The 25,989-nt window shown below is 35.6% G+C and carries 25 protein-coding genes; 15 read left to right on the top strand and 10 right to left on the bottom strand.

What is annotated here, in order from left to right:
- The first annotated feature begins 222 nt into the window (after nucleotides 1–222).
- Both MKY20_RS24725 and MKY20_RS24720 read left to right on the top strand, forming a co-directional pair.
- The gene (locus tag MKY20_RS24725) at nucleotides 223–462 is read left to right on the top strand and encodes a hypothetical protein (protein ID WP_009336159.1); all 240 of its coding nucleotides are present in this window, start codon (nucleotides 223–225) and stop codon (nucleotides 460–462) included.
- A gap of 265 nt (nucleotides 463–727) precedes the next feature.
- A complete protein-coding gene (locus MKY20_RS24720; protein ID WP_009336161.1) occupies nucleotides 728–1,243 on the top strand; it encodes a hypothetical protein in 516 nt (171 codons plus the stop codon).
- Between the two features lie 746 nt (nucleotides 1,244–1,989).
- On the opposite strand, the gene MKY20_RS24715 is transcribed toward MKY20_RS24720, so the two are convergent.
- The gene (locus tag MKY20_RS24715) at nucleotides 1,990–2,355 is read right to left on the bottom strand and encodes a hypothetical protein (RefSeq protein ID WP_034297899.1); all 366 of its coding nucleotides are present in this window, start codon (nucleotides 2,353–2,355) and stop codon (nucleotides 1,990–1,992) included.
- Nucleotides 2,356–3,461: 1,106 nt separating this feature from the next.
- Between MKY20_RS24715 and MKY20_RS24710 the strand changes: the two genes are divergently transcribed.
- Nucleotides 3,462–4,400, top strand: a complete 939-nt coding sequence (locus MKY20_RS24710) for a DNA/RNA non-specific endonuclease (protein ID WP_009336166.1) — start codon at nucleotides 3,462–3,464, stop codon at nucleotides 4,398–4,400.
- Nucleotides 4,401–4,489: 89 nt separating this feature from the next.
- On the opposite strand, the gene MKY20_RS24705 is transcribed toward MKY20_RS24710, so the two are convergent.
- Both MKY20_RS24705 and MKY20_RS24700 read right to left on the bottom strand, forming a co-directional pair.
- Entirely contained in the window at nucleotides 4,490–4,753 is a 264-nt protein-coding gene (locus MKY20_RS24705) for a hypothetical protein (protein WP_034297906.1), read from the bottom strand.
- A 3-nt stretch (nucleotides 4,754–4,756) separates the two neighbouring features.
- Nucleotides 4,757–6,478, bottom strand: a complete 1,722-nt coding sequence (locus tag MKY20_RS24700) for a helix-turn-helix domain-containing protein (RefSeq protein ID WP_009336170.1) — start codon at nucleotides 6,476–6,478, stop codon at nucleotides 4,757–4,759.
- Nucleotides 6,479–7,489: 1,011 nt separating this feature from the next.
- Here MKY20_RS24700 and MKY20_RS24695 point away from each other — a divergent pair.
- Both MKY20_RS24695 and MKY20_RS24690 read left to right on the top strand, forming a co-directional pair.
- Nucleotides 7,490–8,464 carry a hypothetical protein gene (locus MKY20_RS24695; RefSeq protein WP_232292565.1) on the top strand — a complete coding sequence of 325 codons (975 nt, stop codon included), beginning with the start codon at nucleotides 7,490–7,492 and terminating at the stop codon, nucleotides 8,462–8,464.
- A 481-nt stretch (nucleotides 8,465–8,945) separates the two neighbouring features.
- Complete coding sequence (locus MKY20_RS24690; RefSeq protein ID WP_034297908.1) at nucleotides 8,946–9,254, top strand: hypothetical protein; 309 nt, start codon at nucleotides 8,946–8,948, stop codon at nucleotides 9,252–9,254.
- Between the two features lie 74 nt (nucleotides 9,255–9,328).
- Here MKY20_RS24690 and ltrA read toward each other — a convergent pair whose 3' ends face one another.
- From ltrA to MKY20_RS24675, 3 genes are all read right to left on the bottom strand, one after another.
- Complete coding sequence (gene ltrA / locus MKY20_RS24685; protein ID WP_009336802.1) at nucleotides 9,329–10,588, bottom strand: group II intron reverse transcriptase/maturase; 1,260 nt, start codon at nucleotides 10,586–10,588, stop codon at nucleotides 9,329–9,331.
- Between the two features lie 891 nt (nucleotides 10,589–11,479).
- Nucleotides 11,480–11,575 (bottom strand): putative holin-like toxin, encoded by a 96-nt coding sequence (locus tag MKY20_RS24680; RefSeq protein WP_222125080.1) that lies wholly within the window; start codon nucleotides 11,573–11,575, stop codon nucleotides 11,480–11,482.
- A 225-nt stretch (nucleotides 11,576–11,800) separates the two neighbouring features.
- Nucleotides 11,801–12,472 carry an SOS response-associated peptidase gene (locus MKY20_RS24675; protein ID WP_009336801.1) on the bottom strand — a complete coding sequence of 224 codons (672 nt, stop codon included), beginning with the start codon at nucleotides 12,470–12,472 and terminating at the stop codon, nucleotides 11,801–11,803.
- A 209-nt stretch (nucleotides 12,473–12,681) separates the two neighbouring features.
- On the opposite strand from MKY20_RS24675, the gene MKY20_RS24670 reads away from it, so the two are divergent.
- Complete coding sequence (locus MKY20_RS24670; RefSeq protein ID WP_009336800.1) at nucleotides 12,682–13,287, top strand: restriction endonuclease; 606 nt, start codon at nucleotides 12,682–12,684, stop codon at nucleotides 13,285–13,287.
- Nucleotides 13,288–13,347: 60 nt separating this feature from the next.
- Here MKY20_RS24670 and MKY20_RS24665 read toward each other — a convergent pair whose 3' ends face one another.
- Both MKY20_RS24665 and MKY20_RS24660 read right to left on the bottom strand, forming a co-directional pair.
- A complete protein-coding gene (locus tag MKY20_RS24665; RefSeq protein WP_009336806.1) occupies nucleotides 13,348–14,229 on the bottom strand; it encodes an IS3 family transposase in 882 nt (293 codons plus the stop codon).
- 8 nt (nucleotides 14,230–14,237) lie between these two features.
- Nucleotides 14,238–14,534: a helix-turn-helix domain-containing protein gene (locus MKY20_RS24660; protein ID WP_009330603.1), complete on the bottom strand. Its 297-nt coding sequence runs from the start codon at nucleotides 14,532–14,534 to the stop codon at nucleotides 14,238–14,240.
- Nucleotides 14,535–15,054: 520 nt separating this feature from the next.
- Here MKY20_RS24660 and MKY20_RS24655 point away from each other — a divergent pair.
- The 7 genes from MKY20_RS24655 to MKY20_RS24625 all read left to right on the top strand — a co-directional run bounded on the left by MKY20_RS24655 (nucleotide 15,055) and on the right by MKY20_RS24625 (nucleotide 22,446).
- The gene (locus MKY20_RS24655; protein ID WP_286147952.1) at nucleotides 15,055–15,420 is read left to right on the top strand and encodes a glyoxalase superfamily protein; all 366 of its coding nucleotides are present in this window, start codon (nucleotides 15,055–15,057) and stop codon (nucleotides 15,418–15,420) included.
- Nucleotides 15,421–15,734: 314 nt separating this feature from the next.
- On the top strand, nucleotides 15,735–16,937 hold the full coding sequence (locus MKY20_RS24650; RefSeq protein ID WP_009336795.1) for an IS110 family transposase: 1,203 nt from the start codon (nucleotides 15,735–15,737) through the stop codon (nucleotides 16,935–16,937).
- Between the two features lie 421 nt (nucleotides 16,938–17,358).
- Nucleotides 17,359–18,126 carry an IclR family transcriptional regulator gene (locus MKY20_RS24645; protein ID WP_009336796.1) on the top strand — a complete coding sequence of 256 codons (768 nt, stop codon included), beginning with the start codon at nucleotides 17,359–17,361 and terminating at the stop codon, nucleotides 18,124–18,126.
- Between the two features lie 125 nt (nucleotides 18,127–18,251).
- Nucleotides 18,252–19,661 (top strand): amino acid permease, encoded by a 1,410-nt coding sequence (locus tag MKY20_RS24640; RefSeq protein ID WP_034298220.1) that lies wholly within the window; start codon nucleotides 18,252–18,254, stop codon nucleotides 19,659–19,661.
- A gap of 21 nt (nucleotides 19,662–19,682) precedes the next feature.
- Entirely contained in the window at nucleotides 19,683–20,492 is an 810-nt protein-coding gene (locus MKY20_RS24635; RefSeq protein WP_009336798.1) for a creatininase family protein, read from the top strand.
- Between the two features lie 224 nt (nucleotides 20,493–20,716).
- Nucleotides 20,717–20,914 (top strand): helix-turn-helix domain-containing protein, encoded by a 198-nt coding sequence (locus MKY20_RS24630; RefSeq protein WP_009336799.1) that lies wholly within the window; start codon nucleotides 20,717–20,719, stop codon nucleotides 20,912–20,914.
- A gap of 173 nt (nucleotides 20,915–21,087) precedes the next feature.
- Nucleotides 21,088–22,446 carry an IS1182 family transposase gene (locus MKY20_RS24625; protein WP_252246341.1) on the top strand — a complete coding sequence of 453 codons (1,359 nt, stop codon included), beginning with the start codon at nucleotides 21,088–21,090 and terminating at the stop codon, nucleotides 22,444–22,446.
- A gap of 432 nt (nucleotides 22,447–22,878) precedes the next feature.
- Here MKY20_RS24625 and MKY20_RS24620 read toward each other — a convergent pair whose 3' ends face one another.
- On the bottom strand, nucleotides 22,879–24,591 hold the full coding sequence (locus MKY20_RS24620) for a S8 family serine peptidase (RefSeq protein WP_009336732.1): 1,713 nt from the start codon (nucleotides 24,589–24,591) through the stop codon (nucleotides 22,879–22,881).
- 567 nt (nucleotides 24,592–25,158) lie between these two features.
- On the bottom strand, nucleotides 25,159–25,314 hold the full coding sequence (locus MKY20_RS24615) for a YvrJ family protein (RefSeq protein ID WP_083390537.1): 156 nt from the start codon (nucleotides 25,312–25,314) through the stop codon (nucleotides 25,159–25,161).
- 136 nt (nucleotides 25,315–25,450) lie between these two features.
- Here MKY20_RS24615 and MKY20_RS28755 point away from each other — a divergent pair, with 136 nt between their 5' ends.
- Together MKY20_RS28755 and MKY20_RS24610 are read left to right on the top strand one after the other, a co-directional pair.
- Nucleotides 25,451–25,816, top strand: coding sequence for an RNA polymerase sigma factor (locus MKY20_RS28755; RefSeq protein WP_009336731.1), 366 nt, complete (start codon nucleotides 25,451–25,453; stop codon nucleotides 25,814–25,816).
- Nucleotides 25,756–25,971: a helix-turn-helix domain-containing protein gene (locus MKY20_RS24610; protein ID WP_009336730.1), complete on the top strand. Its 216-nt coding sequence runs from the start codon at nucleotides 25,756–25,758 to the stop codon at nucleotides 25,969–25,971. Before MKY20_RS28755 ends, MKY20_RS24610 begins: the two co-directional genes overlap by 61 nt.
- Nucleotides 25,972–25,989 lie beyond the last annotated feature (18 nt).

Below are 25,989 nucleotides of genomic sequence, written 5' to 3'. Positions count from 1 at the left end.
TAAGACTTCTTAATAACAATCTATTATCATAGCTTAAAAGGCCCTGTTTTATTAATGGGCACATATTCTTTTATACTTGTGATTCTTCAATAAATATGAACTACTTTTTCTTATCAAAGTATCGGAGCTGATTAGATAATCAAAGAATTATAATTTCAAAGCTTTCTATATGATAGAATGAGTAATAAATGTAAAAATTAGGATATGAATTGAGGTGAGTTGATGGGAAGTGAACAAAAAAATGGTAAAGGTATACTCCTAACAATTGGGTGGTTATCTGTCATCTTATTAACTTTTAACTTAATGCCGCCTATGCTATTGTTTTTCCCTATTTGCATAGGAGTTGTAATAAGGCGAGATTACAAGGGGGATAAGCAAGGGGCAACAATGATTTTTTTAGGAATAATAAGCGGAATCTTTGGTTGGCTATTAGGATGGTACGTCAGCAATAACTTAATGTAGGATATAGCGCTCACATCACTTAATTATTTTTGATAGTAACTGAACATCTAGTAGGAAGGCAGAAATGGGTAATTGAAATTTATCCTATACACTTTTAAAAAATGACCAGAAATACGATCCTAAAATACATGCAGCGGCTTGTGGAATAGAGTGGGATGAAGTATATGAATTAGAAGAAAAACAAGAGCAAGAGCCTGTGTTATTGAACTGACAAACAGGTTTGTAAAATATAGTTATGGTGAAATCGGGGAAGGTGAAGGAGCAAATGGATAATCACAAGTTTGATGAGTTTATTAAAATTGCAAAAAAACTAAATGATATTGATATTATTCCATTGTTAATGGGTTCGGTTGGTTTAGAAGTCATAACAGGAAAGAGTTGGGATGCTCAAGACATAGATATTCATGTACCTGGTGATAAAAGAGGATGGGAAGTGCCGCCTGAATTATCTATACATAACTGGATTGATATTGTGAAAATCATGAATTCAATGGAATATTGCCTAATTGATTTGCATGAACATGAGTTCTTTAAAGAGGGGTTATCAGTTGAGTTTGGTATTATTGATACTTTACCGAATTTCGCAGGGGTACAATTAGAGGATTTAAAAATCCATCAAAAGGAAGACGTAAAGTATTATTTACTAAATCCTGATCAATATTTACGTGTCTACCAGTCTTCATCTAAGGACAGTTATCGAGCAGATAATAATAATAATAAAGATATTAGAAAAATAGATTTCTTAAAAAGTATGAAATATAATGACCAACATCCTTACTAATTATTGTGCTTTAAACAAGCAGCAATAGTTTATTCATTTCCCTAAGTCCATTAAAATGCAAAAACCCCTGCTTTTTGACCGATATCAGGGATTTTTTCTTTGTTTAATCATTATGGTTAATTTTGAAAGCACTACACTACATTTAATATTGTTATAAAAAACAAGAGCCTTACTACATACGAAATGTAATAAGGCTCTTAAAAGTTGTTTAATACCGTATTAGTCCATACAAATTTCATTCATTAAAAAGATAATAAAGTGGTTTAACTAATATTTAAAATTTATTCATTCATTTTTAGCAATGACAAACTGATTTCCCATTCTTCCACGGTAAATCTTCTTCAGGGATTTCGATTGGTTGAGACAATATCTCATACCTCTCAAAATTAATATTTAGCGCTCGTTGATCTACACTAACGTCTGGAGTTATTGAATGCATTAACGAAATGCTAAACTTCTGATAATACCAATTGTCATAGCAATCTCTAAAATAGCATTTAAAAATAAGTGGGGAAATAAGCGTGTGATGACGACTTTCTAAATTATCATTATCATAGGAACCTTTTTCATAAAAATAGAGATTTAGTTCCATAAATTTGTTGCAATAGACTATTGGACTTGTGTAAAAGTAATCTGCCGTAGCCTTAAAATATGTTGATTCAATATCACCGATATACAAATCATACAATTCCCTTAGTCCTACATTCTCCAAAGCTATAGTTATTTTTGCTGTATCAGTTATATCTTTACGTTCCCTCTTCTGTAAAACAGAAATCAAATTGAATATATTTATACTTATAATCATAATTACTGGCTTTTACATCAATATAAGGGAGGGCCTTTTTTTTGTTTTCGAATTGTATTTCCTTTCTTTGATTTTCTAAAGTTATCTTTATTCCAAAGAAGGCAAAAATACCACCAATTGCCCCACCAATGAAACTCCCTATCCATAGCAACCAATCAGAAGAATGCTCACTACTGATTATTCCTATAGGAGATTGAACAAATACGAAAATGTACGAAAACCCAAAGGAAAAGAGAAAAAGACCAATAAGAAATATAGTTAAAAATACTAATGTTTTTTTTTCAAAAAACTTATTCAACGAGTTCATCAGTCGCACCTCTACATACTAATTACACTTAATTTAACGCATAATACGCCTTTTGCATCTTTAGATTAATAAAAATTCAACATCTTTATTATTTTTTATGGCTTTAATGTAAATTAAACAACATTATTTTCACTTTACAACTGTTCAAGAACAGCTGCGAATCAGGCGGCTTTTTCTTATTCAACAAATGGGGCAGGTTTGCTCAATAAGGTATTTTAGTTAGATTAGTAAAATGTTACAATAGTTAAAAGCGTTAAAAAACTAGCTTCTTCCCATTTAAAAAGGTTTATTGTCCTCGTTGCCTCACCGAAGTACAGCAAGCACATAACAATTTCCCTGGAATAGAAAGTATTAAAATAGCGATTGAACAACAGGGAGAAAACCCTAGCTAATGCTAAAATTAAATTTTAGGGGTGATTCCTTTGTTTAGTTTTAAAACTTTTAAAGATAAGCGTTATTGAATTCTTTTGGTGCCTTTCTTAATAATCTTAATATATTTCGTTGTTTTTGCATCAACATCAGATTTTTTCCTTGAACATACTTCAATTTTCTCTTTGTTCTCAATTTTATATGTACTCTTGTTTTGGATCACATATCATTTGTGGAAGTATTTTGGTGATAAAAAGAAGAAAAAAAACATTAATTAAATATTGTATAAAAACGTTCAGAAGTCTGAGCGTTTTTTTAAAATTCAGGTGTTGAGTGATGTTTAATAAGTCTGGGGAAAAGAATTACTCATATTCTCTTATTCATACAGAATTGAACGCTGTTCACGAGGGTGATGATATTACTGTAATCATAGAATGTAATAAACAAGGTGAACAGATATTTATAGCTACTATGAGATAGAAAAAAAACCAATGGGATTGGAAGCAAACTTGAGGAGCATAAAAAAGGTGTGAAGTTGAGTTTGTGAAGCATTGCACTTAACTATAGGGTGCTTTTCTCCAATATAAAGAGCGGATAAACCAGCTCTTTCTTATGTCGTAGAATAAAAATCTTCGATTGCTTAATTTCCTTTCGTATGTAATTAAATATAATTCAGAGATAAACATTATGATAAAATACACTTAAATGTGTTTAAAGTTATTATAAGGGGTACAAGAATGAAAAACTATTTAACCTTGCTTTTTGCGGTTATCTTTATGGTTGGATGTACGAACACAGAAGATGTATCTGTTACAGAAGAAAAAACAGATTCGCAAGTAACCACAGTTCATACAACTGAAAATATCAATCAAGCGGAAATTGAGAAAGAAGAAACTACTACAATTGTTGATGAACCAGTAGAAAAGGAAGCACCAGCCCAACAAAATAATGAACTGTTTCCAGGATACAAATTGATTGAAGTTGATGGTGGAGATTTATCTGGATATCGTCAATCTAACATAGTTGTTGATATTGGCTTTGGAGATCGTAAATATTGGGCGTTTACAAATGAACACGGACAACTAGTGCGTGTCATTGCCGATGAAATTATTCTACAAGATGACAGTACAGAACCTGTATTATCGTCTGGCAGATACTACTCTGATGAGGCAAAAGTTCCAGGTGTTGAAAGAGACGATATGGACGAAGGACACATTATCGCAGATTCTATGGGTGGGGTATCGAATGCTTACAATATTACTCCACAAGAAAGCACACTCAACCGTCACGGTGACCAAGCTTATATGGAAGACGCAATCCGTAAAGCGGGTGGAGCTACAGACTTTGAAGCATTAATAACATATCCTAATACAGATACGCAGATTCCTTCACATTATCAGTATACCTATACTTTAAAAGGGAATAAGATTGTTGATAAATTCGACAATGTCAACCCTGATAAAGTAAACGAATCGCTTGGTTTAACAGGTAGCAAACCTTCAAATTCAATTAGCTCAAACAAAAAAGGTGATATTTCTAGTGTCGATACAAATGGCAACGGCCAGGTAACTATTCAAGAAGCAAAAGATGCAGGTTACAGTATGCCAATAATGAGCGATCATTGGTTATACCCGTATATGCGAGATAATGACAATGATGGTATGGTTGGAGAGTAAGCATCTAAACTTTGTGGAAAATATATGAAAGAAGGACCATTTTCTCCAACTGAAGAACAAGGCCAAACTCTTCTATGAGTTCGGCCTTTTCAAAATGGTAAGTCATCTTTTATTATTGGTCTAATTTGCTTTACGTCTTCTGTAATATCCTTATTTTCATTCCATGTCACTTTTTCAATTACAGTTTGTCTAAAGCCACTTTCCCTTATTTGAGACTGTATCCATTCATATGCTGTTACTGCCACAGTAAAAGTAGGGTTTTTCTTAAACTCACAATCAAGGACATGAAAAGTACCTCTTCTTAACCCCCTGTTACCTTCAATGTTCAATATTGTTTCAATAACAATTTCCAACGTTTAATTAAGCTTTTGCTTCAGCCAATTCAACATTTTCTCATCGTTTTTCTTATTCTGTCTTTTATTTTCCCTTTTTATATAGCGCGATAGGGTAGTGTGAGCAATGCCTATTTCCTCAGCTGCTTGCCGGATGCTAATATTTAAAAACTCCAATGCTTCCTTCATTTTTTCTGGAGTTAAAGCAATCGGCTCTTGTGAGTCTTTTGCACTTTGTATAGCCATGGAATGTCCGCTTGGTACTAATTCAATATCTGCTGCACTTTGCGCTATGGATGTTTCAATTAATCTTTTGTTAGTCACTGGTTGCGAAGAAAGAATCTTTCTGTTTTCCTTTACAATATAATCAGCCGGCAAAATATGTACATTTAACTTACTCCAGTATTCTTTAACCCAGTTTCGTTTTCCTACCATTTCTTCGTCTAATTCATCTAAATACATCCATTTTTTTATAACACCATCAGCCTGGAGATCATCCAAAGTGTTTTCAAATTTATCCCTCAGTGCAACTCCAGTATAACGGGAGGAGAAGTCCATTTCTTTTAAAAGAGTTCCTACCTTAAATGGCTGCCCAAGCGTGTTCCTAACCGTTCTGATCCTCCATTGGAGGTTTAAATACCTTGTCAGCCGTTTATGAGCTCTTTGGCTGGTATGGCTGTATTTAAAGACCTTTAAATCTAATATACCAAGTGTCTTTTTAGGACCTTCCAGATAAGGAGTTAGAATAGAAGTAGGGCGCACCTGGACAGCATATATTCCTTTAGCTTCTCCTGTGTTCTTATCATAGGCTATACGTATTTTTCCTATTTCAAACATCTTCTGGAAATCCTTAAATTTATACAGCTCGCTATCTTGAAGGCCTTCCGTATTTACAATCTTAATAGTCTGATCGCCTAAGGATACCCAAATACTTGAGAGTGCCGCTACTCTTCTCATAATGTTAAAACGGTCTTCTTCCCGGTAATCAAATTCTTTACCAGCAAAACTTCTCTTTTTAATATTTCTTAGTCGCAAAGCATCATTACTATGAAACTCTATGTATCCATCACTCGACTTTGGCTGTGTAAGCCATAAATATGATATCAAATCAAATAAATCCGCGGTCAAGTCATCTAACGAGTTAAGCGTTTCACCCAAGGTTTCTAGCCATACTTGCTGCTCTATCGTTAATTCAGTTTGTAATTCATGGGGCCGCAGCTCAGCAACCCCTTTAACGTTACCTCGATTGTCTATAATTTCAGTCGCTAGATAACCTGCTTCGCCTTCTTTGAAATCATTCTTCTTCGTAACCATATCTCTCATTAGATGAAAATCCATATTCGTGCTGGAAAGGATATAGTCCTTCTCTAGCGCTTCTTCAATTTTATTGTCGTTAAAACTATATTTCACTTCGACTTCAGGAAACTCCTGATGCAGATGACCTGTTATAAATGCTTTTATCGTGTCACCAGATGAGGAGACAACATCTTTGATCATTTCCTTAGTAATTGGTTTCTGGTGAAAAAATGCTTCTGTAAAAAGGGAGATTAACACTCCAAAAGAACGCATATCATCTGTGGGCTTTTGATTTAATATTTCTTCTTTTGTCATTTGATACGCTAAGCTGCTCCACTTTGACAAAACATGAGGGCGATCCATAAAGAGTGATTTAACTTCCTCAAAAAGAACAATTTTCAGAGCTTCATAATTTAGGATTAAATGTTCTGGTATGTCTTCATATTTCATTTTTCTAACCTCCTTAGAAAAAGGGGTGAATTTGTCCTCTTAATAATATCAAAATGCACCAAATAAAAATTAAAAAATCGAGAAATGCACCATTTTACCCGACATGCCTAATCAAAATGCACCACTTATCAAAAGAAATGCACCACTTTTGATATAACTAACTTATATAAACCTTTCTAAATCAAGGGTTTAATAGATATTATATCTCTTTTTCTCTGCGGAGGTTGTAGGGGTTAACAGCCGGCTATTTGAATTTATAGCGGAACCCGTATAGAAATAAAAATAAAACGCACCACTAAAAATGCACCATTTGATGGGCATCTAGCGGAACCTGTATGGATTAAAAACCTTGATTTTAAAAGAAAGTTGGTAATTAATTTAAAAAAATCCAAATGAAAGTTCAAATACTGAAAATCAATTACTGCGACTGCTGCATAACTTAAAATGCACCAATTCAAAGATATTATAGCGGAACCCGTATAAATATAATCCTTTACATTATAGATAAATCTACAATTATCAATGGTTTATTAATAAATCTTCATTTATTTTAAATGGTGCATTTTATATCTATTGGTGCATAATCTAGCGGTAATCGTATAAGAAAAAAATAATAACTTTTTCCAAAAGCTTATTATACCAATGTTTAATCCACTTTTATTTGTGGTGCATTTTCTCTAGAGAGGAACATTTTCCAAATTTCGATTGAGTTATACTTATTTCAACAATAAGAGATTAATAGAAATGTCTTTAGAAAAGCTATTTTTTCATGTCTTTAGAACAATATGCATTCAGGAAAAAAGATCTCTAGTACCTGGTCTTTATTTAGCTTTCTGAGAATAAAAACATAAATTAGAAAGGAGGAGCTTGAGCATGAAAAGAGTGAAGATTGATGGTTTCAGAATGCACCAATCTATACTAAAAGAATTTCATATGTTGAGAGACCAGACGTTTGAACGGCCCCCAGCATCCGCTTATGTTGTCTACCTAACTATGCTCAAGCAGCTGGACATGGAGAAAAACCAAAGAGGTATTCTCAAAGAGTTCAACCTTTCTTACTGGGCCAAAAAACTCCAGATTCCTTATTCTTCTTTGTATTCAGGGAAATTATATTTAGAGAAATATCACTTTGTTAAAGAGGAGATTCAAAATGGAATCTCTGTCTTAGTGTTAAAAGATATTGAAAAATGCAATAACCCGGGAGTGGAAGAAGGTAAGCTAAATTACCTTCTAATTCCTCATTCTCTTTTTGAAACAAATATACTCGCAGAATTGGTTAGGACAGCAAACCCCGAAGCAATTGAGTTAATGCTGTCTTTATTTAACCAGTTCCGTACTGCTATGTCTAAAAGAGAAGACATTGACTTGAAAATGCTTAAACAATCTCGTAACATGTCAACTTTAAAGAAGCAATTAAATAAAACTGCGAAAAAGGTTAGAGAAATTTTAGCTTTGCTGGAACCCTTATTTGATATTAAATTTGAGGGCTTACAGTTCCGTGGCAATCAGATTTGGGTTAAAAAGGTATGGATTACATTAAAAGAGGATTGTGTTAAAGAACAAAGCAGCGATGAATTTAAAGTTGATCATCTCATCGCAATGCTTTCCCATGAATTAATATATTTTCTCGATGGCCATAAGATAAAATACAAGCCCCGGGACCAGCTTGACATCATGCTTTCTTTTAAGCAGGAGGTATATGATAAGATAAAATATATTAATAATAATGAATCCTTCAATCTTGAAAAGTCGATTAAGCGATACTTTCTTAGCTGTATAGATAGTATTGGTTCCTACATAACTGAACAAAGTGTACTTAAATCAACGTTTAGAATTCATTCCCTGGGAGCCTTTTTCAGGAAAGCGTTCCGAAAAGATTTATTAACTTTACTAAAGAAGATCCCATATGAATTACTTCACGATGCTAAAGTTGAACAATATCAATTGACTGGGGAAATACCGGAATTTGCAAAATTTGATATCTAGAGAGCCTTGTAAAAAATTATAATTGCTACAAGGCTTTTCGTGTTTCAATAATCTTCTTGATTCATAAAATCTGCCAAAAAAAGAGGTATCTATTATGGAACCTCTTTTTTTATTTCAAACTTTATATCGAATATTTACCTGTGGAATACTTATTAATTTTATAAACATCCTGTGTATATGTATACAATTGATTTAGCAATTTGTTGAATTGTTAATCTATTTAATTCACAATTGTTAAGTTCTTAGTTATTTGAATGATTTTGTCTTTGGAGACTTAATAAATCCTTGGGGGAGAAGGGGAAAGAGGATAAACTCTTAAAGAGGTTATTTAATATGTATCCTTAATATTTTTGTCTTTCTTATTATATATATGTTTCTTTTATCAAATATGAGCTTTTATCATCAAAATATCTGAATTTTAAAGATAGTAATCTCTAAATAACAATTGGTATAATTAACCTATTAAATAAAGGAGGATATCATGACTATTCATAAGGATCCTATAGATTATATTGATATACCTGCACCTCAACATAGTCCAGGTGCATATTACAGAGTCGTATACGGTGATGTAGATTGGAACCAAGATGGGAAGTTCAGAAGAGCTATATATTTTTTAATGGGGTATGAAACTGGAATTAATTATAGAAGGGTAGCGCATATTTTGACTACTTCTAATGAACCCAATGGTTTGAGTGACTTAGATTTAGTCCAAGCTGCCATACAAAAATTAAAAGAAAAACATTGTTCGAGTGATCAGTATACCAACAATATTATGGATGTATATTAAATCGAGTAGGAGGGGGTGACTAACCCCCGACCTCTCACACCACCGTACGTACCGTTCGGTATACGGCGGTTCATTTAAGTTTGACGTAGAAATTCATATCTTTGATATAGACTTTTGAGCCCTCGATTACTCCAATAAGAGTTATCGAGGGTTTTGTGTAGGATTGGACTAGAGGCTATTCTCCAATATTTCCTTCTGGAGTTTCCCCATTCGTATGCCTTCTGGTCAGGGACCCCTAAACCTTTGAGTTTTCTCACCCTTGTCCTTGGATTTTTCCATTGTTTCCATTCAATCATACGAAGTCTTCTTCTAATCCACTCATCAAATTCTTTAAATTTACTTGGTGTGTCAGCCAATGCAAAATATCCACACCATCCCGTCAGATATTGATTTAGTTTCTCAATTCTAACTTCCATAGGAATTGGTTTGGAACGGGAGGTTAACTCCCGTATTTTTGCTTTAAGCCTTTTAATACTTTCGTTGGCTATACGAACCTTCGGTTTCTTATTAAGCGTAAAGCTAAAGCCAAGGAACTTTCGTTTCCACGGGCGATCAACTGCTGATTTCCCTCGATTTACTTTGAGTTTTAATTTCTGCTCTATGAAACCTGTAATCGAGTTCATCACTCGTTCTCCAGCTTTCTTCGATTTCATGTAAATATTACAGTCATCGGCGTAGCGGACAAACTTGTGACCTCTTCTTTCCAACTCTTTATCAAGTTTATCCAAAAGGATATTCGAAAGAAGAGGGCTCAGGGGACCTCCTTGTGGTGTTCCTTCTTCTGCATCATAGACTACACCATTAATCATGATTCCTGCCTGGAGATATTTACGTATTAGTTTCAAGACCAATCGGTCTTGTATTCTACTTGCTAATATCCCCATTAGCTTATCATGATTTACTTTGTCAAAGAATTTCTCCAAGTCCATGTCAATTACCCATCTATAGCCTTCACTTATATATTCCCTTGCCTTGCGAACCGCATCATGACCTCTTCTATTCGGTCTAAATCCATAGCTGTGTTCTGAGAAACTTGGGTCAAAAAGTGGGGTTAGAACTTGAGCGATTGCTTGTTGGATGAATCGGTCTGTCACGGTAGGTATTCCTAGTAACCTTACTCCACCGTCGGGTTTCGGGATTTCGATTCGACGGACTGGGTTGGGCTGATAGGTGCCTTTCCTTAAAGAATCGCATAAGGTATCCCAGTTATCATAGAGATGTCTTCGTAGGGATTTTACGGACATTCCATCTATGCCGTGACTCCCTTTGTTCTTCTCCACACGTTTAAGTGCTGCTATTAAGTTTTCCCGTGACAGAATCAGATCCATTAACATGTGATATTTCCTTTCGACGTGAACGTAGAAATCTAATTATGTTATTCCTGCTCCACCCTCCTGAAGTCCCCTTGTGGAATTCACCACTTCCTCCTTCAGGTAAGTCCTTTTGGATTGTCTGCTTCTACACAGGAATTGTATGCCTAGTTCTCGTTCTTCCTAAATGTTCAGCCCTTCCCTTACCATCTCGAGTAGGTAAGGTACTATGACCTCTGCTGACTTCTGGTTGTTCAGCTATCTATTGCTAGATAGGTTACCAAGTGTACTTGGCGTACCAACCAGATCTCCCCGGGTAAGAGTACAGTCTTTCCCTCCATCTATCTGCTCCATTTACTCTGTACCACCTTTGGCAGTAAGGACTTTGTTTTGATCTGCAAACTCGTCCAATGGTACCTAGCCTTATATGAAGTTCGTGTTCCTCAGACCGGAGGTTTGCCGCTCGCTTCCTTTAGATTCCGTGTCGCCACGGACACCCTTGCGTTAAGCTAACCATTACTACTGCCTTCATGGCTCGGGACTTGCACCCTATAGACTGCACCCATGCCGGGCGCACAGAAGGAAACCTCCTACACAGTAGGAGGTTTTTATGTCAATCTTGTTGTAGGATTACTATTCCCAATTTAAAGGTATTTGATCCGCTTCATAATTAAATAAATGCAAAGCAGGTTATGAATCAAAAGAAAGCAAGGTATGGTTACTTTTTGTCAATATGCATTTCAATACTTTACTTGATAAAATTTTATGTTTATAATTTATGTATATAGTCCATATAATAAAAAAAGAGATCCTGGCTGTCACCAGGACCTCAATGTACAGCAAGCTGCATGAAGTGCAGCGGCCAATCCGGAATAGAAGTAGTCCTACTCACATTTTGGCGATGTGCAGGGTAGGCTACTTCTTTTTGTTTGAAGAAATACCTATTGCGATCACGGCAACGATAAGTGTAGCAAAGCTCACCATCAAGTTCATTGCTTCATACGTAACCATCAGCGGCACCCCCTTTCCTCAATGGATTGGAGGGGACCGCTGCCCACCCTGCGATTGCTGTACAAGAGAAGTATATCATATAGAGGGAAAGAGCACCTATATTAAAAAAGTACCCTTCGTGTTTTTTTGAACCGGCTGATTTAACCTAGTATAAGGTAAATTGTACTTTCCAAGTTTCCCAAAGCTAAGCGAAGCGAAAAGTTCTTTTCTAAACCATAATAGCATTTACATACTATTCAACGGAGTAAGAATATCAGCTATATCATTTTTTGGTGAGTTAACCATTGTAGAAACAGGATACAAATCCATTTCATCAGCTGGATAAGGGACAAGTAATGATTTAAGATGATCTGTATCGTCATTTTTAGGATTTAGCCACAAATCATAGCTATCCTGATGAAGGATTACTGGCATGCGATCGTGAACATCCTCGGTAACTTCATTTGGTGTGGTTGTAATAATTGTGCAGCTGTGAAGAGGTTGTTCTCCTTTTTTCCATGTTTCCCATAACCCCGCAAAAGCAAATGGCTTTTTATTTTTCATAATAAAGCGGTAAGGCTGTTTGTTGCCATCCCCTTGTTTTTTCCACTCATAAAAGCCATCTGCCACGACTAAACAGCGTCTTCGCTTGAATGCGTGCTTAAAACTAGGCTTTTCATCTATACCCTCTGCACGAGCGTTTATCATTTTATAACCTATTTTCTCATCTTTAGCCCAGAACGGAACCAAGCCCCATTTCATCGTTCCACCTCTTCGATTTTCGCCGTCGGAAATTACTGTTAGAATTCTTTGGCTTGGGGAAATGTTAAAGCGAGGTGAGATTTCCTCAGAGATTTCAAAGTCAAAGTATTGCTGCAGAGCGGAAATATCTTCAGTAAGTGAAAAACGTCCACACATCAAGAAAACCCCATTTCTCATTTTCATTGGATTTCTTCGACTTCTGTAAATTCTTAGATCGTTCTGATACTATCTTATCCGCATGTAGAAAAGTGTAAAACAGATTAGGCTTCAATTAAGTATACCTTTATGACACCATAGGCCAAAGTGAATTATTTGAATAATTTCCTCTTAAATAACCGATACCTTAACTATAAGGAGGCGGTCTAATGTTATTGGTCGAAATAATGATAGCCGTAGTATTAATTGCAGCTTTTGTACAATTCCAAAGAGTGAAAAGGCAAACGAATTATAAAACTGCTTTATTAGCAAGTCATATTGATAGTAGTCTAGAAATAAAAAGAACTTTAGCGATGGGGTTGTACCTTAAATTTAGGAAAGAGTATGAGGATGATAAAAACCCTATTAAGGAAAATTCAATCTTTATAAAACAAGACCCCTTTTTGTTTGAATCCTTCGTTGCGGAAGTATTTGAAAAAGCTAGAGGAGGGAGTACTTGGGTATCACCTCCAACTGGTGACTTTGGAGTTGACTTTGAGCATGTTACGGAAGAAGGAAAATATTTAGGTCAGGTAAAATGTTTTAAAGGTGATTTAGCATTTGACTGTATTGCCATCATTCATTCTAATATGGTCAAGGAAGGAGCTTTAGGTGGATATATTGTTACTACTGGATCTTTCACTAAAAATGCTAAAGAGTATGCAGAAGAATTAAACATTGAACTAATTGACGGTGTTAAGCTGGTTGAACTTTGGTTAGCTGGATTAGAAAATGCTGAGCAGGAAATTAAGAAAGTATTACCCGAGTACGTATAATATAAGCCCTTCTCAATATGTAGTGACCCCCGTCAAGTAGACAGTAATAAAAATGCACAATTATGCAGCCTGAGTCCTGTATTGATATGGGCTCAGGTAATTCAATTTCTTTTGAAAACGTTGATGATTATAGAACCTCATGTATTGATTTAATGCGTCTTTAACCTCTTGAGCTGTTTTGAATGAATATAGATAAAAACATTCAGTCTTAAAATGACTAAAGAAGTTTTCCATGCAAGCATTGTCCCAACAGTTACCTTTTCTAGACATGCTCGCTTTCATTTGATATTTTTTAATTAGGTTGTTATATTGGCGGGATGTATATTGGAAACCCTGGTCGCTATGCAGGAGGATTCCTTTTACATTCCGTTTTTTCTTTGCCTTTTTGAGGGTATCGATAACCAGTTTCAGGTCATTTCTCCGACTAACATGATAAGCAACAATTTCATTATTGTATAAGTCTAAAATGGCGGACAAATACAGCTTTTGGCCATTAAAAATTAAATAAGTAACATCCGTTACCCATTTTTTATTAGGTTTAGAAGCGACAAAGTTTCGATTAAGATAGTTGTCTGAAACAACGTATGCTTCTTTCTTCCCGTAATATGGTTTCTTCATTCGGATGACTGCCCTGATCCCCAATTCCCCCATAAGACGCTGGACACGCTTGTGATTTATATGTGTTTCGTAGTTTTTTTCTAACCATATCTGTACTCGCCGATACCCATATATCCCTTTAAGTTTTTCATGGCACTCCATGATTTTTTCTTTGATTTCTTCATCCTCTAACTGCTTTTCAGTGGGTGACTCTTGTCGTTTTAACCACTTGTAATAGCCACTTTTAGATACTTCTGCGATCTTACATAACAATACAATAGAATAGTCCCCCTGGGACATTTCTTTGATTACCTGGTATTTCTTTTGTGTGGATACTTCTTTCATTCCCCCTTTCACATCTTTAAGAGCTTTTTTAGCATTTCGTTCTCAGCTTCAAGACGTTTAATTTTGACTTCCTGATCTTCAGGTCGAGTTCTTGGTCTACCTTTACCAGGTCCTTTCCTCTTACCTCTTTTATCCTCTAGCCCTTTAATCCCCTCCGCATTAAAATAGTTAACCCATCTCCTTACTTGATTTTTATCGATACTCAATTCTTTAGCTATTATGTTATAACCCATCCCATCTTTGAGATGAAGATCAACAACTTTTTTCTTAAAGTTCATATCATATGTTTTACGTATTTTTCCCATAAAAAAATCCCCTCCATAGTAGACAGATTAGTATGCTTTCTTTTTTCTGTCTACTATCAGGGGATCATAACAATTTGAGAGGGGTTTTTAATATTCACCAGATTCCACAGCAATATCAGTAAATAGTTCATAAAAGGAGGAGGGTGATTAGCAAAAACAAATTAAAGAACCTTGTGTCAATGTTGTGAATATAAAAATTCCCCCCTTGGGGAGCTAATCTATATTAAGTGTTGTTTCAATGACGACGTTCATAAATCCTCACTCATTTTGATTTATTGGTCTTCAGTATTCTAACTGCTTTAAAGATAATATTAAAAACAAAAGAGAAGGGGAGTTTCTGTATTGTGCAGAGATAATAAAGTAGTTTAATTAATAATAAAGTCATGCAAATAATAAAAAAGTTGTTTAATAATCCTTATTCCACAAAAGGGGCAGTTTGATGGAAGAAGGATTATTTTAAGAATGAGGTCAATTCACAATAGAAGTTGATGATTAAGTCATATAAACTAATGAAAAAGGAGTGTTATTTTACATGATTACACCTATCTTTCGAATTTTCGATATTGAAAAGGCTCACTCATTTTACATAAATTACTTAGGTTTTAAAACGGATTGGAAACATCAGTATTCGGAAAATATGCCTGTTTATTTTCAAGTTTCTTTAAATAATGCAGTTTTACATCTATCCGAGCATCATGGTGATTCAACACCAGGTAGTGCAATTCGGATTAAAACAAATGATTTAGAAAGTTTTCATACCTCATTATCAAAAAAGGAATATCGATACTCTAAACCAACTATTGAAAAAACCCCTTGGAATACCATTGAATTAACAGTTATCGATCCTTTCTCAAACAGAATTACATTTTTCGAAGAAATTGAGTAATAAAAATGATTTAGGAATCAATCATTTATCAAGTTTGTGAAATTATGTACTTAAATTAACGGGTGCGTTCGTATTATAGAGTTAACCAGTTTTTACTGGTTGCTCTTTTTTTTATAGGACCTATTATTTCAGTAGCCAGGGTAGAACGTACGGGTGCGTGGGAGTTAGATCTCGTCAACTAAACTGTTCGCCCCCTACTTGTAGAATGATGTTTGAGGCTGGTTGGGACAAATGATCTCGTATAACAAGCGAAGCTATGGAACTACAGGAAGGTATAGGGGTTACTGGTGAGTAAAACTAAGGGAGAGATATTAATGAATCCAGTCATTGGCCTAGATGTAGCCAAAGGAGAAAGTGAGGTTCAAGCCTTTTTAGATAAAGACAAGCCGTTCGGGAAAAGTTTCAGTGTAAAGCATACCAAGGAGGATTTAGATTCGCTTATTTCTTTTTTGAGAGAGATAGAGGGACATACTGGGGCTAGGCCAGCAGTTATTCTTGAATCTACAGGACATTACCATACACCGATTATTCAATGTCTTGAGGGAAGTCAGTATCTATACATCTTGGTAAATCCCATCATTTCTTATCAAGCTAAGAAAACAAGCCTTAGAAAGGTAAAGACTGATGCAGTTGATGCATATCACCTTTGTGTTCTTTACTACAAGGAAGAATTTGAGCCATATAAGAAAAGAGGACTGAGACTTCTAAACCTGAGAACATTGTCAAGGCAATACGAAACCGTTACGAACCTTTACATCCAGGCAAAACTTCAGTTTCATACTCTTCTTGATCAGATATTTCCTGAATACAGGGGAGTCTTCGGGGATTTATTTTCGAAAGTTTCTCTTAAAATATTAAAGGAGTTTCCAACATCCGAAGATGTACTGATGGCAGGAGAAGCAAAGATTTTGGCACGAATTAAGGAAATGCGTATTAAACGATCCCCAAGTTGGATGAGGGAGAAGGCACACAAATTAATGGCTTCAGCTAAGCGGAATCCATTCCAACAAGGTGTTTATGAAAGCCAGTTGTTCAGTTTGGATATGTATATCAATATGCTTCTTCAATACCAAGAACACCTATCAAGCTTGGAGAGGCAGATAGATGTCCTGGCAGAAGAAATTGAAGAATGTAAGATAATCCAATCAATTCCCGGTATAGGAGAAAAAATCGCGGCAACGATTATTTCTGAAATCGGGGAAATTGACCGGTTTAATCACCCTAAAAAACTTGTGGCTTACGCAGGAATTGATCCAAGTGTCCATTCATCAGGTAAGTTCACCGCTACGATAAATCATATTACCAAACGAGGTTCAAGCCGATTACGGCACGCTTTATATATGGCCGTATTATGCGGTATAAGAAGCTCGAGGAACAAGAAGCTAAAAGAGTATTATGATCGGAAACGAAATGAAGGAAAGCCTTCAAAAGTAGCGATGATAGCTTGTGTAAACAAGCTTTTACACTGGATTTATGCAATCCTAAAAAGGAATGAGCAGTTCCTAGATATGGCTTAATCAACAAGAAAAAGCAGCTAATGAAAAACCTTCCAAAAGGTATTTGGAGGGTTATTTGGCGTGCCTTCCAAAGTATAACACGGAAGAGAAAAATTTTTAATAAGAAGTTCTTGACTCCTATTAGCTGGTTTAGTTCAACAACAATGACAACAACTTTAATATCTTTTAAGCAATAATATTCTTTAAATCACTTCAATTTTAACAACTTTTAAGAGCCTTATTACATATCAAATGTAGTAAGGCTCTTGTTTATTAGAGCGAAAGTAAATAACTATATTAGTTCTACATGCACGTTGAAAAAAATGGAAAATTTGTAAAAAAGTTTACTTATTCTACAATTATAATCTGAACTATAAAACTGAAAGCGTTTAATATATGTTAAAATGAACAGCGCATCCCATATTATTAGAAGGAGCAAAGAATGATGAAAGAAAGGCAAAGCAAGAGCGGAAGTGTCGAAAAGGCACTTTCAATATTAGAACTTTTTTCTATGAAGACCCCTTCTCTAACTCTGGATGCTATTGCTGAAAGGTCCGGATTTCCAAAGCCTACTGTTTTCAGAATGCTATGTTCTCTGGAGAAGTTTGGTTATGTAAAGCGAGTAACATTAGAAGGACAAATGAGATTTAAACTAGGAATGGCCTTTATTGAAAAAAGTCAAATTGTTACAAGTGATTTTGATATTCGTGAATACGCTAAGAGTGAATTGCTTGAACTTAGAAATAATACCGGACTATCGGTTCAGCTTGCAGTTAGGGATGGAGATCATGCTGTATATATAGAACAGTTTGAGTCACTTAATCCAATCAGGGTTTATCCTCAAGTAGGCAGGCGAGTACCTCTTTATGCCGCTGCATGTCCAAGGATTTTACTCGCATATTTGCCAGAAGACGAACAGGATTATATTTTGAGTAATTACGAGTATACTTCATTTACTTCTAAAACAAAGATCAACTATGATTCTATAAAAAAAGAGTTGAATGAAATAAAAGCAAAAGGATACTCACTTAGCCATGGGGAACTTTATGAAGGTACTACTGCTATAGCGGTTCCTGTATTGGGAAGGTTAAAAGAGGTATTAGGAGCTATCAGCATGATTGGTATGTCTCAAGATTTTGAGCCCGATCATGTGGAAAAATATATAGCGTTGCTAAAAGAAACAGCTAATAAAATTGAACATAATTTTTAGACACTTCTAATTGAATAGAAGTGTTTTTTTAATTTTTTCATTATTTTGAAGGATTGAGGTTGTTTTTGTCGAAACTATTTTAAAAATGAAATGTATATTCCAATAATTGAAACGGAGGGATGCAAATGCAGCCAAATAAGGTAATTAGCAGAAATGAACTGAATGGAAAAGGACACGGACAGCTTCATAGGAGCCTGGGTTTTGTGGATTTATGGAGTGTGGGTGTTGGAGCCCTCATAGGGGGAGGAATCTTTACAGTTATTGCCCCAGCAGTTGCGCAAGCAGGACCAGCCTTGTTTGTTGCTTTTTTAATTGCCGGTATTATTGCCATATTGTCTAGCATGAGTTATTCAGAACTTGCCTCGATATGGCCATATGAAGGAGCATCATATGCATATTCAAAATTCGCTTTTTCGCCAATCCATAAAGACTTGGGGAGGTTAATGGCTCTTTGGTGTTCAGGCTTATATTTTCTTTCCTTTGCCTTTGCTGCTGGAGCCGTAAACTTAGGATTTGCAGGATATTTTAATTATATATTTCCATCCTTACCGGCAACTGTAGTGGCACCGCTCATTTCTATCTTAATCACTGGATTGCTACTAGTAGGTATAAATGCAACTGGCAAGATAAACACAATCTTCTCAGTTATTCAGGTTATCGCTTTATTTGCAATTGCTATTATTTCAATTGCTTCTAATCCGGCGGGGCCATTTCAGCATAGCGATTTTCTTCCTAATGGATGGACTGGTGTTTTTGCTGCTACCGCTTTGATTGCATTTGGTCAAATGCAGGTTGAGGCAGTTCTGACATTAGGAGAAGAAGCAAAAAACCCTAGAAGGAATCTGCCACTAGCTCAGGTTTCTGCCCTGGTTACAGTCGTTATTTTATATTGCTTAACTGGCTACGGGGTGGTTTCCGCAGCGGATATCACTGCTCTTGCGGAATCTAAAGCACCTCTATCTTTAGCTGTTGAGACTGTGCTTCCTGGTCTTGGTGCTGTTCTGATTGCCATTGCAGCTTTAACAGCAACCGGTACTTCAACAATCGGATGCTTACTGGGGTCATCTAGAATGCTATTTGCGGCAGCAAGAGAAAATGCTGTTCCTGCAGTTTTTGGGAAAATTAGCAGTAAAACCAAAGTTCCAGTCTATGCAACGGTATTTACAGGAATCATTGCATTAGGGGCAACTCTGATGAGTACCTTTGGCTATGGGAAAGCTATTTCGATTGCGGTAGGTGCAGCCGTATTTTCAAACTGGCTGATGATGGGGTTGATGAATATTGCTCTCATTGTCGTAAGAGTCATGCGACCCGATATTAAGGCAGAATTTCGCTTTCCTTTAAATATAAAAAATATACCGGTACTTGCAGTCATTGCGGCGATTGCTTCCTTTTGGATTCTAACTTATATAGAAACGGTACCTCTATTAATAGGTATTGGTTGGATAGTCTTAATAACACTTTGGTATTACTTATATTCAAGAAAACGATGGAATTACTTAGATGAAGAAGATTTAAATAGATTATCAGAATAACAACATGAAAGGATGAGAAAGTTGAAAAGTATATGGCTTCAAGAAAACAAATGGGAAGATGTAGAGGAATATTTACAATCAAACAAAACAATCATTGTCCCTGTGGGCAGTGTTGAACAGCACGGAAAGCATTTGCCGCTTGGCACAGATTCTTTCGTAGCCATAAAGGTGGCAGAGGAAGCTGGTAAACGGACAGAAACGTTAGTGGCCCCTCCGAACTGGACAGGCTGGGCTCCTCACCATATGGCCTATCCTGGGACAATTACATTAAGGCCAGAAACATTAACGAACTTAATGTATGATGTTTGTAAAAGCTTAATCTATCATGGATTCGAAAAGATCATCATCGTAAATGGACATCGTGAGGCAAATCTGCCCCCATTAAAAATTGCTATTACAAAGCTTCGCAATGAGACAGGTGCTTTTTTATCAATTGCAGATCCATTTTATATAGCTGATCAGGTTGCCAGGAAAGTTAAAAAGTCAGAACCTGGCGGAGTTGGTCATGCAGCTGAAATGGAAACTTCCCATATGTTGTTTCTTCATCCGGAGCTCTGTGAAATGGATAAGGCCGTAAAAAATGTAAGTGAAAAGCATAGATTTTTACAGCATGATCCTTTTGTTGAGGGAGACCGTATATTTGTTCCGAGTGATGTGGGTGTGTATAGAGAGGGATCTCTCAATGTAGGGATAGTAGGTGATCCTACTGTCTCTACTAAAGAAAATGGGGAAACTTATCACCAAGAATTGATTTCAAATATGGTGGAGTTTATTGAGTACTGCAAGAATGATGTAAAGGTTGAGGTTAGAAAAAGGGAAATTCCGCTATAAATTATAGACAAAAAGGAGTTAGCAAAGTGCTGACTCCTTTTTCATTTTTTTCTTAAATCGCTAGTCTCCTCAGCTTATAAGTATCAATAATATAAGGTACTACAGTTTCCAAGAAATAGATAGAGGAGAACGATTGCTGACTTGTTGGAATCTAATAATTAGAAGGAAGGGCCTTACCCTAAACATTTCTTTTTATAAATCCGATACAAGATATGGGTGATAATATGTATGGCAGCTTAGGAGGAAACTTAAGAATTCAGCGATTTAAGAAAAACCTCACGCAAGAAGAAGTGGCAAAAGCAATTGGGACATCACATAGTATGATAGGTAGATATGAAAGAAATAAAACACGTCCAAGAAGAGGTACTCTTCAAAAGCTTGCTGATTTTTATGGAGTCTCAGTAAATGAGTTAGAAAACTAGTGTTTAATTATTTTCATAATATACAACCTGAAGAAAGTGCTAAGTTACAGAAGATAAAATGAAGGGGAATTATCCCCTTCATTCAGACTGTCGACAAACTCGATGAAAATCGTGCTTGTCTGCAGTCTTTTTTATTTTAAAATAGAAGTAATACAATGCTTGAGGTGATTTAAATGCTTTCAAAACATAATCCAATTCAACGGGATCAAATTGAAATGGTTGCTTTAGACGAACTTGTACCGGCGGACCATTTGGTCCGCAAAATTGAAGCGGCGATTAATTTCTCATTCATCTATGACTTGGTAAAAGATAAGTATTCAGAAAAAGGCCGCCCAAGTATTGACCCTGTAATATTAATTAAACTCACATTTATTCAATATACCTTCGGTATTCGCTCCATGCGTCAAACAATTGAAGAATTGAAAACGAATATGGCTTATCGATGGTTTTTAGGATATGGCTTTCACGATAAAGTTCCTCACTTCTCAACTTTCGGTAAAAATTATGAGCGCCGATTTAAAGACAGCGATCTCTTTGAACAAATATTTTACCGAATCTTAAAAACCGCAGCTGAAAAGAATTTAATTAGTGCTGAACACGTTTTTGTAGATTCTACTCATGTAAAAGCGAGTGCAAATAAACGCAAATTTGAAAAGAAAGTTGTTCGAAAAGAAACCCGTGCTTATCAAGAACGCCTTCAAGAGGAGATTAACCAAGACCGCGAGGATCATGGAAAAAAGCCGTTTCCACCAGATAAGTTTGATAAAGAAGAATACAAAGAAATCAAGGAAAGTACAACAGATCCAGAGAGTGGCTACTATGTAAAAGATGAGCGTACAAAACAGTTCGCTTATTCTTTCCATGCGGCCGCAGACCGCAACGGCTTCGTGTTAGGCGCAATTGTAACCCCTGGTAACACGCATGATAGTCATATTTTAGAGCCATTGGTAGAACAAGTCATTGAGAAAGTTAGTAAACCAAAAGCTGTTGCGGCAGACGCAGCCTATAAAACACCTGCTATCACGAGCTACTTATTGAAAAACGACATCACACCTGCTTTACCTTACACACGACCTCGCACAAAAGAGGGTTTCTTCAGAAAACATGAGTATGTTTATGATGAGCATTTTGACTGTTACATTTGCCCAACTGGTGAGATATTAAAATATACTACAACTACAAAGGAAGGGTATCGTCAATATAAATCAGATCCTCGAATTTGTACTGGATGCCCTTTCTTGTCTCAATGCACACAGAGTCAAGCACATCAAAAACTGATTCAACGTCATGTGTGGGAGGAACATGTGGAAGAAGCAGATCATCTTCGCCACCATCAAGACGTCAAACCGATCTATGAAAAACGCAAAGAAACAATTGAACGAGTATTCGCAGATGCAAAAGAAAAGCATGGCATGCGTTGGACAACCCTCAGGGGACTTAAAAAAATGTCGATGCAGGCGATGCTTACTTTCGCTGCCATGAATTTGAAGAAAATGGCCAACTGGACTTGGCAAGGTCCAGAAATGGCCTAAATGATAACCTCGGAGAGGTCTGCAATTCTCTGTAATTACTTGAAGTCCTACAAAAAATGACAAAAAGAGTTCGGAATGAGACTATTCCGAACTCTTTTTGTCTACAAACTGAATGAAGGGGAATTATCCCCTTCATTTTTAGATAAGAACTTTTTCTACCTAAATATAGTTATGGGAGTTCTATCAGTACTCATATTAGATATTAGTTGAAATAAATAAAGAAATATCTTTTGTTTTGCCAAAAATTATTTTTTCCACTTAGCAACTAACTCTCTAAATAATGGATTAAACTCTATTGTAACCACCCAGGCAAAGGCTAAGACAATCATCGAAACTAAGCTTATTGTTTTTTGGAGAAAAAAACTATTTATTATAAACAAATAGGAATTTGCCACTGTGAAACATATTCCTAAAATATAAAGAATGACTAAATTAGACGGCATCTACATTAACTCCACTTAATTGTTGGAAAAGCTCCATGAAATAGGAAACTACTTTATTATTTTCAATGTTTATTACAAACTCCCTCTGTCCGGAATAGGATAAATACCTCCAGGCGGCGCTAGACAACAAAACTTTTTTATTATCAATAATCGCAAAGGAAGTATCACCTTGCAATTCTGGAGAAGCAGATTGCCCTAATTGAAAGACATTTACGCCATAATTAGTTAAATATTGAGCTATGTGCACATTTTCTTTCACATGTAAGTCTAAAGCAATATTTACTGATATATTCTTTAGGCTTGCCTCACAAAGTAAAGTTATTAAGTTAACATCTGTAATGACTGGGGTAGCAATATAAACGTTTTTATTTAATTGCATAATTTCATTTTCAAGGAGTTTAGGTATATCAGATCCCCAATTAATCACTAATGAATGTTCTCCAGGAACTTTGCCGCTGTCAGGTTTTTCTTCATTTCCATCTAACAGATTTAAGGACTGTTTATAATTTATTAAACCTTTTCCGTATGAATATTTATCTTCATTTAGCTTTAATGCCCCTTCCATCATTAATTGCTTTATTTCGTCCGGTTTCAAATTATTCCTTTGTTCAAGAAGTAACGCAGCCATCCCAGCAGCAATAGGAGTAGCCATTGAAGTGCCTGATAACGTAAAGTAATCTTCCCCTATACGGTAGTCTGGTTTGAGTCTATCTGTATAAGAGTTTGGGGCACGGAGAGCAATAATATTTGTGCCTGGGGCAACAATATCCGGTTTATCAATGCCTTCAATTGTTGGACCTCTACTAGAAAAGTCTGCAACCGAATCATCTATATTATCAATGGTATCCTTATCATCAATTGCACCAACAGCAATCAATTTAGGATGGACTGCGGGGCTTCCTATTGTCTGTTTGCTAGGACCACTATTTCCGGCTGCTACCAATACGGTCATTCCTAAATCCCAAGCCTTTTCAAGAATTAAACAAAGCGGATCTTCTTTATAAGACTTTACAGGGTATGAACCTAACGAAAGAGAAATTACCCCTATATTGTAATGGTCTTTATTGTCAATCATCCATTGAACCGCAGAGATAATATTTGACGCACTTCCTCTTCCCATTGAATCAAGTACTTTTGCAGCAACTAAATTCGCTTGTGGGGCAGCTCCCTGGTATTTTCCATCGCTTGATGTCCCATTTCCAAGAGCGCAACCTGCTACGTGAGTTCCATGTCCATTATCATCGTAGGGATCTTCCTGGCCATTAATAAAATCTTTAAAAGCAATTATTCTATTTTTGGGAGTTACTAAGTCTTTATGAGGATAAACACCTGTATCCAAGATTCCAATTGTCACACCTGCACCAGTATGTTCTGTTTCATTCGCGCCTAAATCTCTTTGTACTCCAATGGCATTCACTGCTACATCTAACAATGCCCACACATCTCTATCATAAGTAATCCTTACTATTGAATGGCTATTGATTAAGTCTGTTAAGGAATTTAAATCGGTCTCAATAAGATAAGTGTTAATTGCACTAAAGTGTTTTTTTACATCACAACCACAACTTACTAAAAAGTGCTTTGCGTCTTCTGATTCCTCAATTTTCACCTCAATTAGCAGCTTAACCTTTTCATTTAAATCATTTTGTTCCTGTAATGCTTTAATTACAAACTCATCACACTTAGACATTGTTCCATGCATAAATAATCCTCCCTTTTTACCGTTATATTTATTAGGAAAAAAGAGAGTAAAAAATACAACCTAATTGAAGGAAAAAGTTCAAAAAATATTGATGTTATTCAAAATCTTGAACTGATTTCTAAATTTATACATAAAATTTAGAAGAAAAATATAAAACAGTTTATAAAGTTGAATAATGATTAATTTCGTTGTTTTGGTCGAATAGCATCCCTAAACTTTACTTGTGATTAAAATAACGTGAAGGGAGGAGGGAAAGTGTATCTGTATTCTTGAACCTTCTGAATCCATTGCTAATTCGATGTTTTAGTGAAACCTCTAGAAAATAATAAATTTAAAAAGCAGGATGTTGATAAAGTCTACATCCTGCTTTTTAATAACCTTTTTCAGTACGACCTTAGCAAATAGAGAGTTTGTGCGACTTAAAGATATTTGGAGGCTTAAGTTTGGTGTAAGGGCTTAATGCAATTGAACCACTACATTAGACCCCTATCCAAACTTTTTTAATATTTTTCTAGAACATGTTCTATTTTTTTTGTAAAATATAGGAACACACGTTCGTAAAAAATACTAAGTTTTGGTACTTCTTATGATTTCCCCTAATTCTTGAATGGTTGATCCTAAGGTTTCTATCTTTTTCTCAAACCTAACTAACAAATAGATGGAAACAACTACCGGAAATCCAAAGTTACCCATCATGGTGATCCAAGCCTGAATATCTTCCATTTTGTGCACCTCCTCTCTTATCAATAGGGAAAAAAACGCTACTGAAAAACAACCGTTTTTAAATAATTGGAAAAATTGGTTGTATTTTGAAAATGAAATTTTCCTAGATTAATAGAAAGTCTTGAGGGGTGTTAGAATGACTTGTTGTCTTGAAACAACGGATAAAGAAACTTTTTCCAGACTCCTAAAAAGAGCAGCTTGGAGGATTCAATACAAAATAAAGACTGTTAAAAACAAAGAAATCGAAATGGAGGATAGTATCCCATTAGGTATTACTCCAAATTTTGAAGATGAAGTAATATCACGAATTTTTATTGAAGAGTTACTAAGTTCAATACCAAATCTAAGAAACAGAAGCATCATTAGAAAAATTATCTTAGAGGGATATACAGAAAAAGAAGTAGCTAGTGAACTAAATATTAGTCAACAGGCGGTGAACAAATGCAAAAGGAAAGCTATCAAAGACATGAAGGAACACATATGCCATTTAATAGACTCTTAAAACAAGCTAGACAAGGTGATAAAAGTGCAATGGAGAGTATTATTTTTCTTTTCGATGATGAAATCCAACATTTATCTAGTTTTTTAAGAATACCTAGAGAGGAGGCAGTTCAATCATTGAGGACAGAGCTTATTGGGTTGGTGAAAAATGCATAATTGGGGGAGGTTAGTTAT

The organism is Cytobacillus sp. FSL W8-0315 (assembly GCF_038002905.1).
Taxonomy (GTDB): domain Bacteria; phylum Bacillota; class Bacilli; order Bacillales; family Cytobacillaceae; genus Cytobacillus; species Cytobacillus pseudoceanisediminis.
This window is presented reverse-complemented; position numbering and strand designations above follow the sequence as displayed.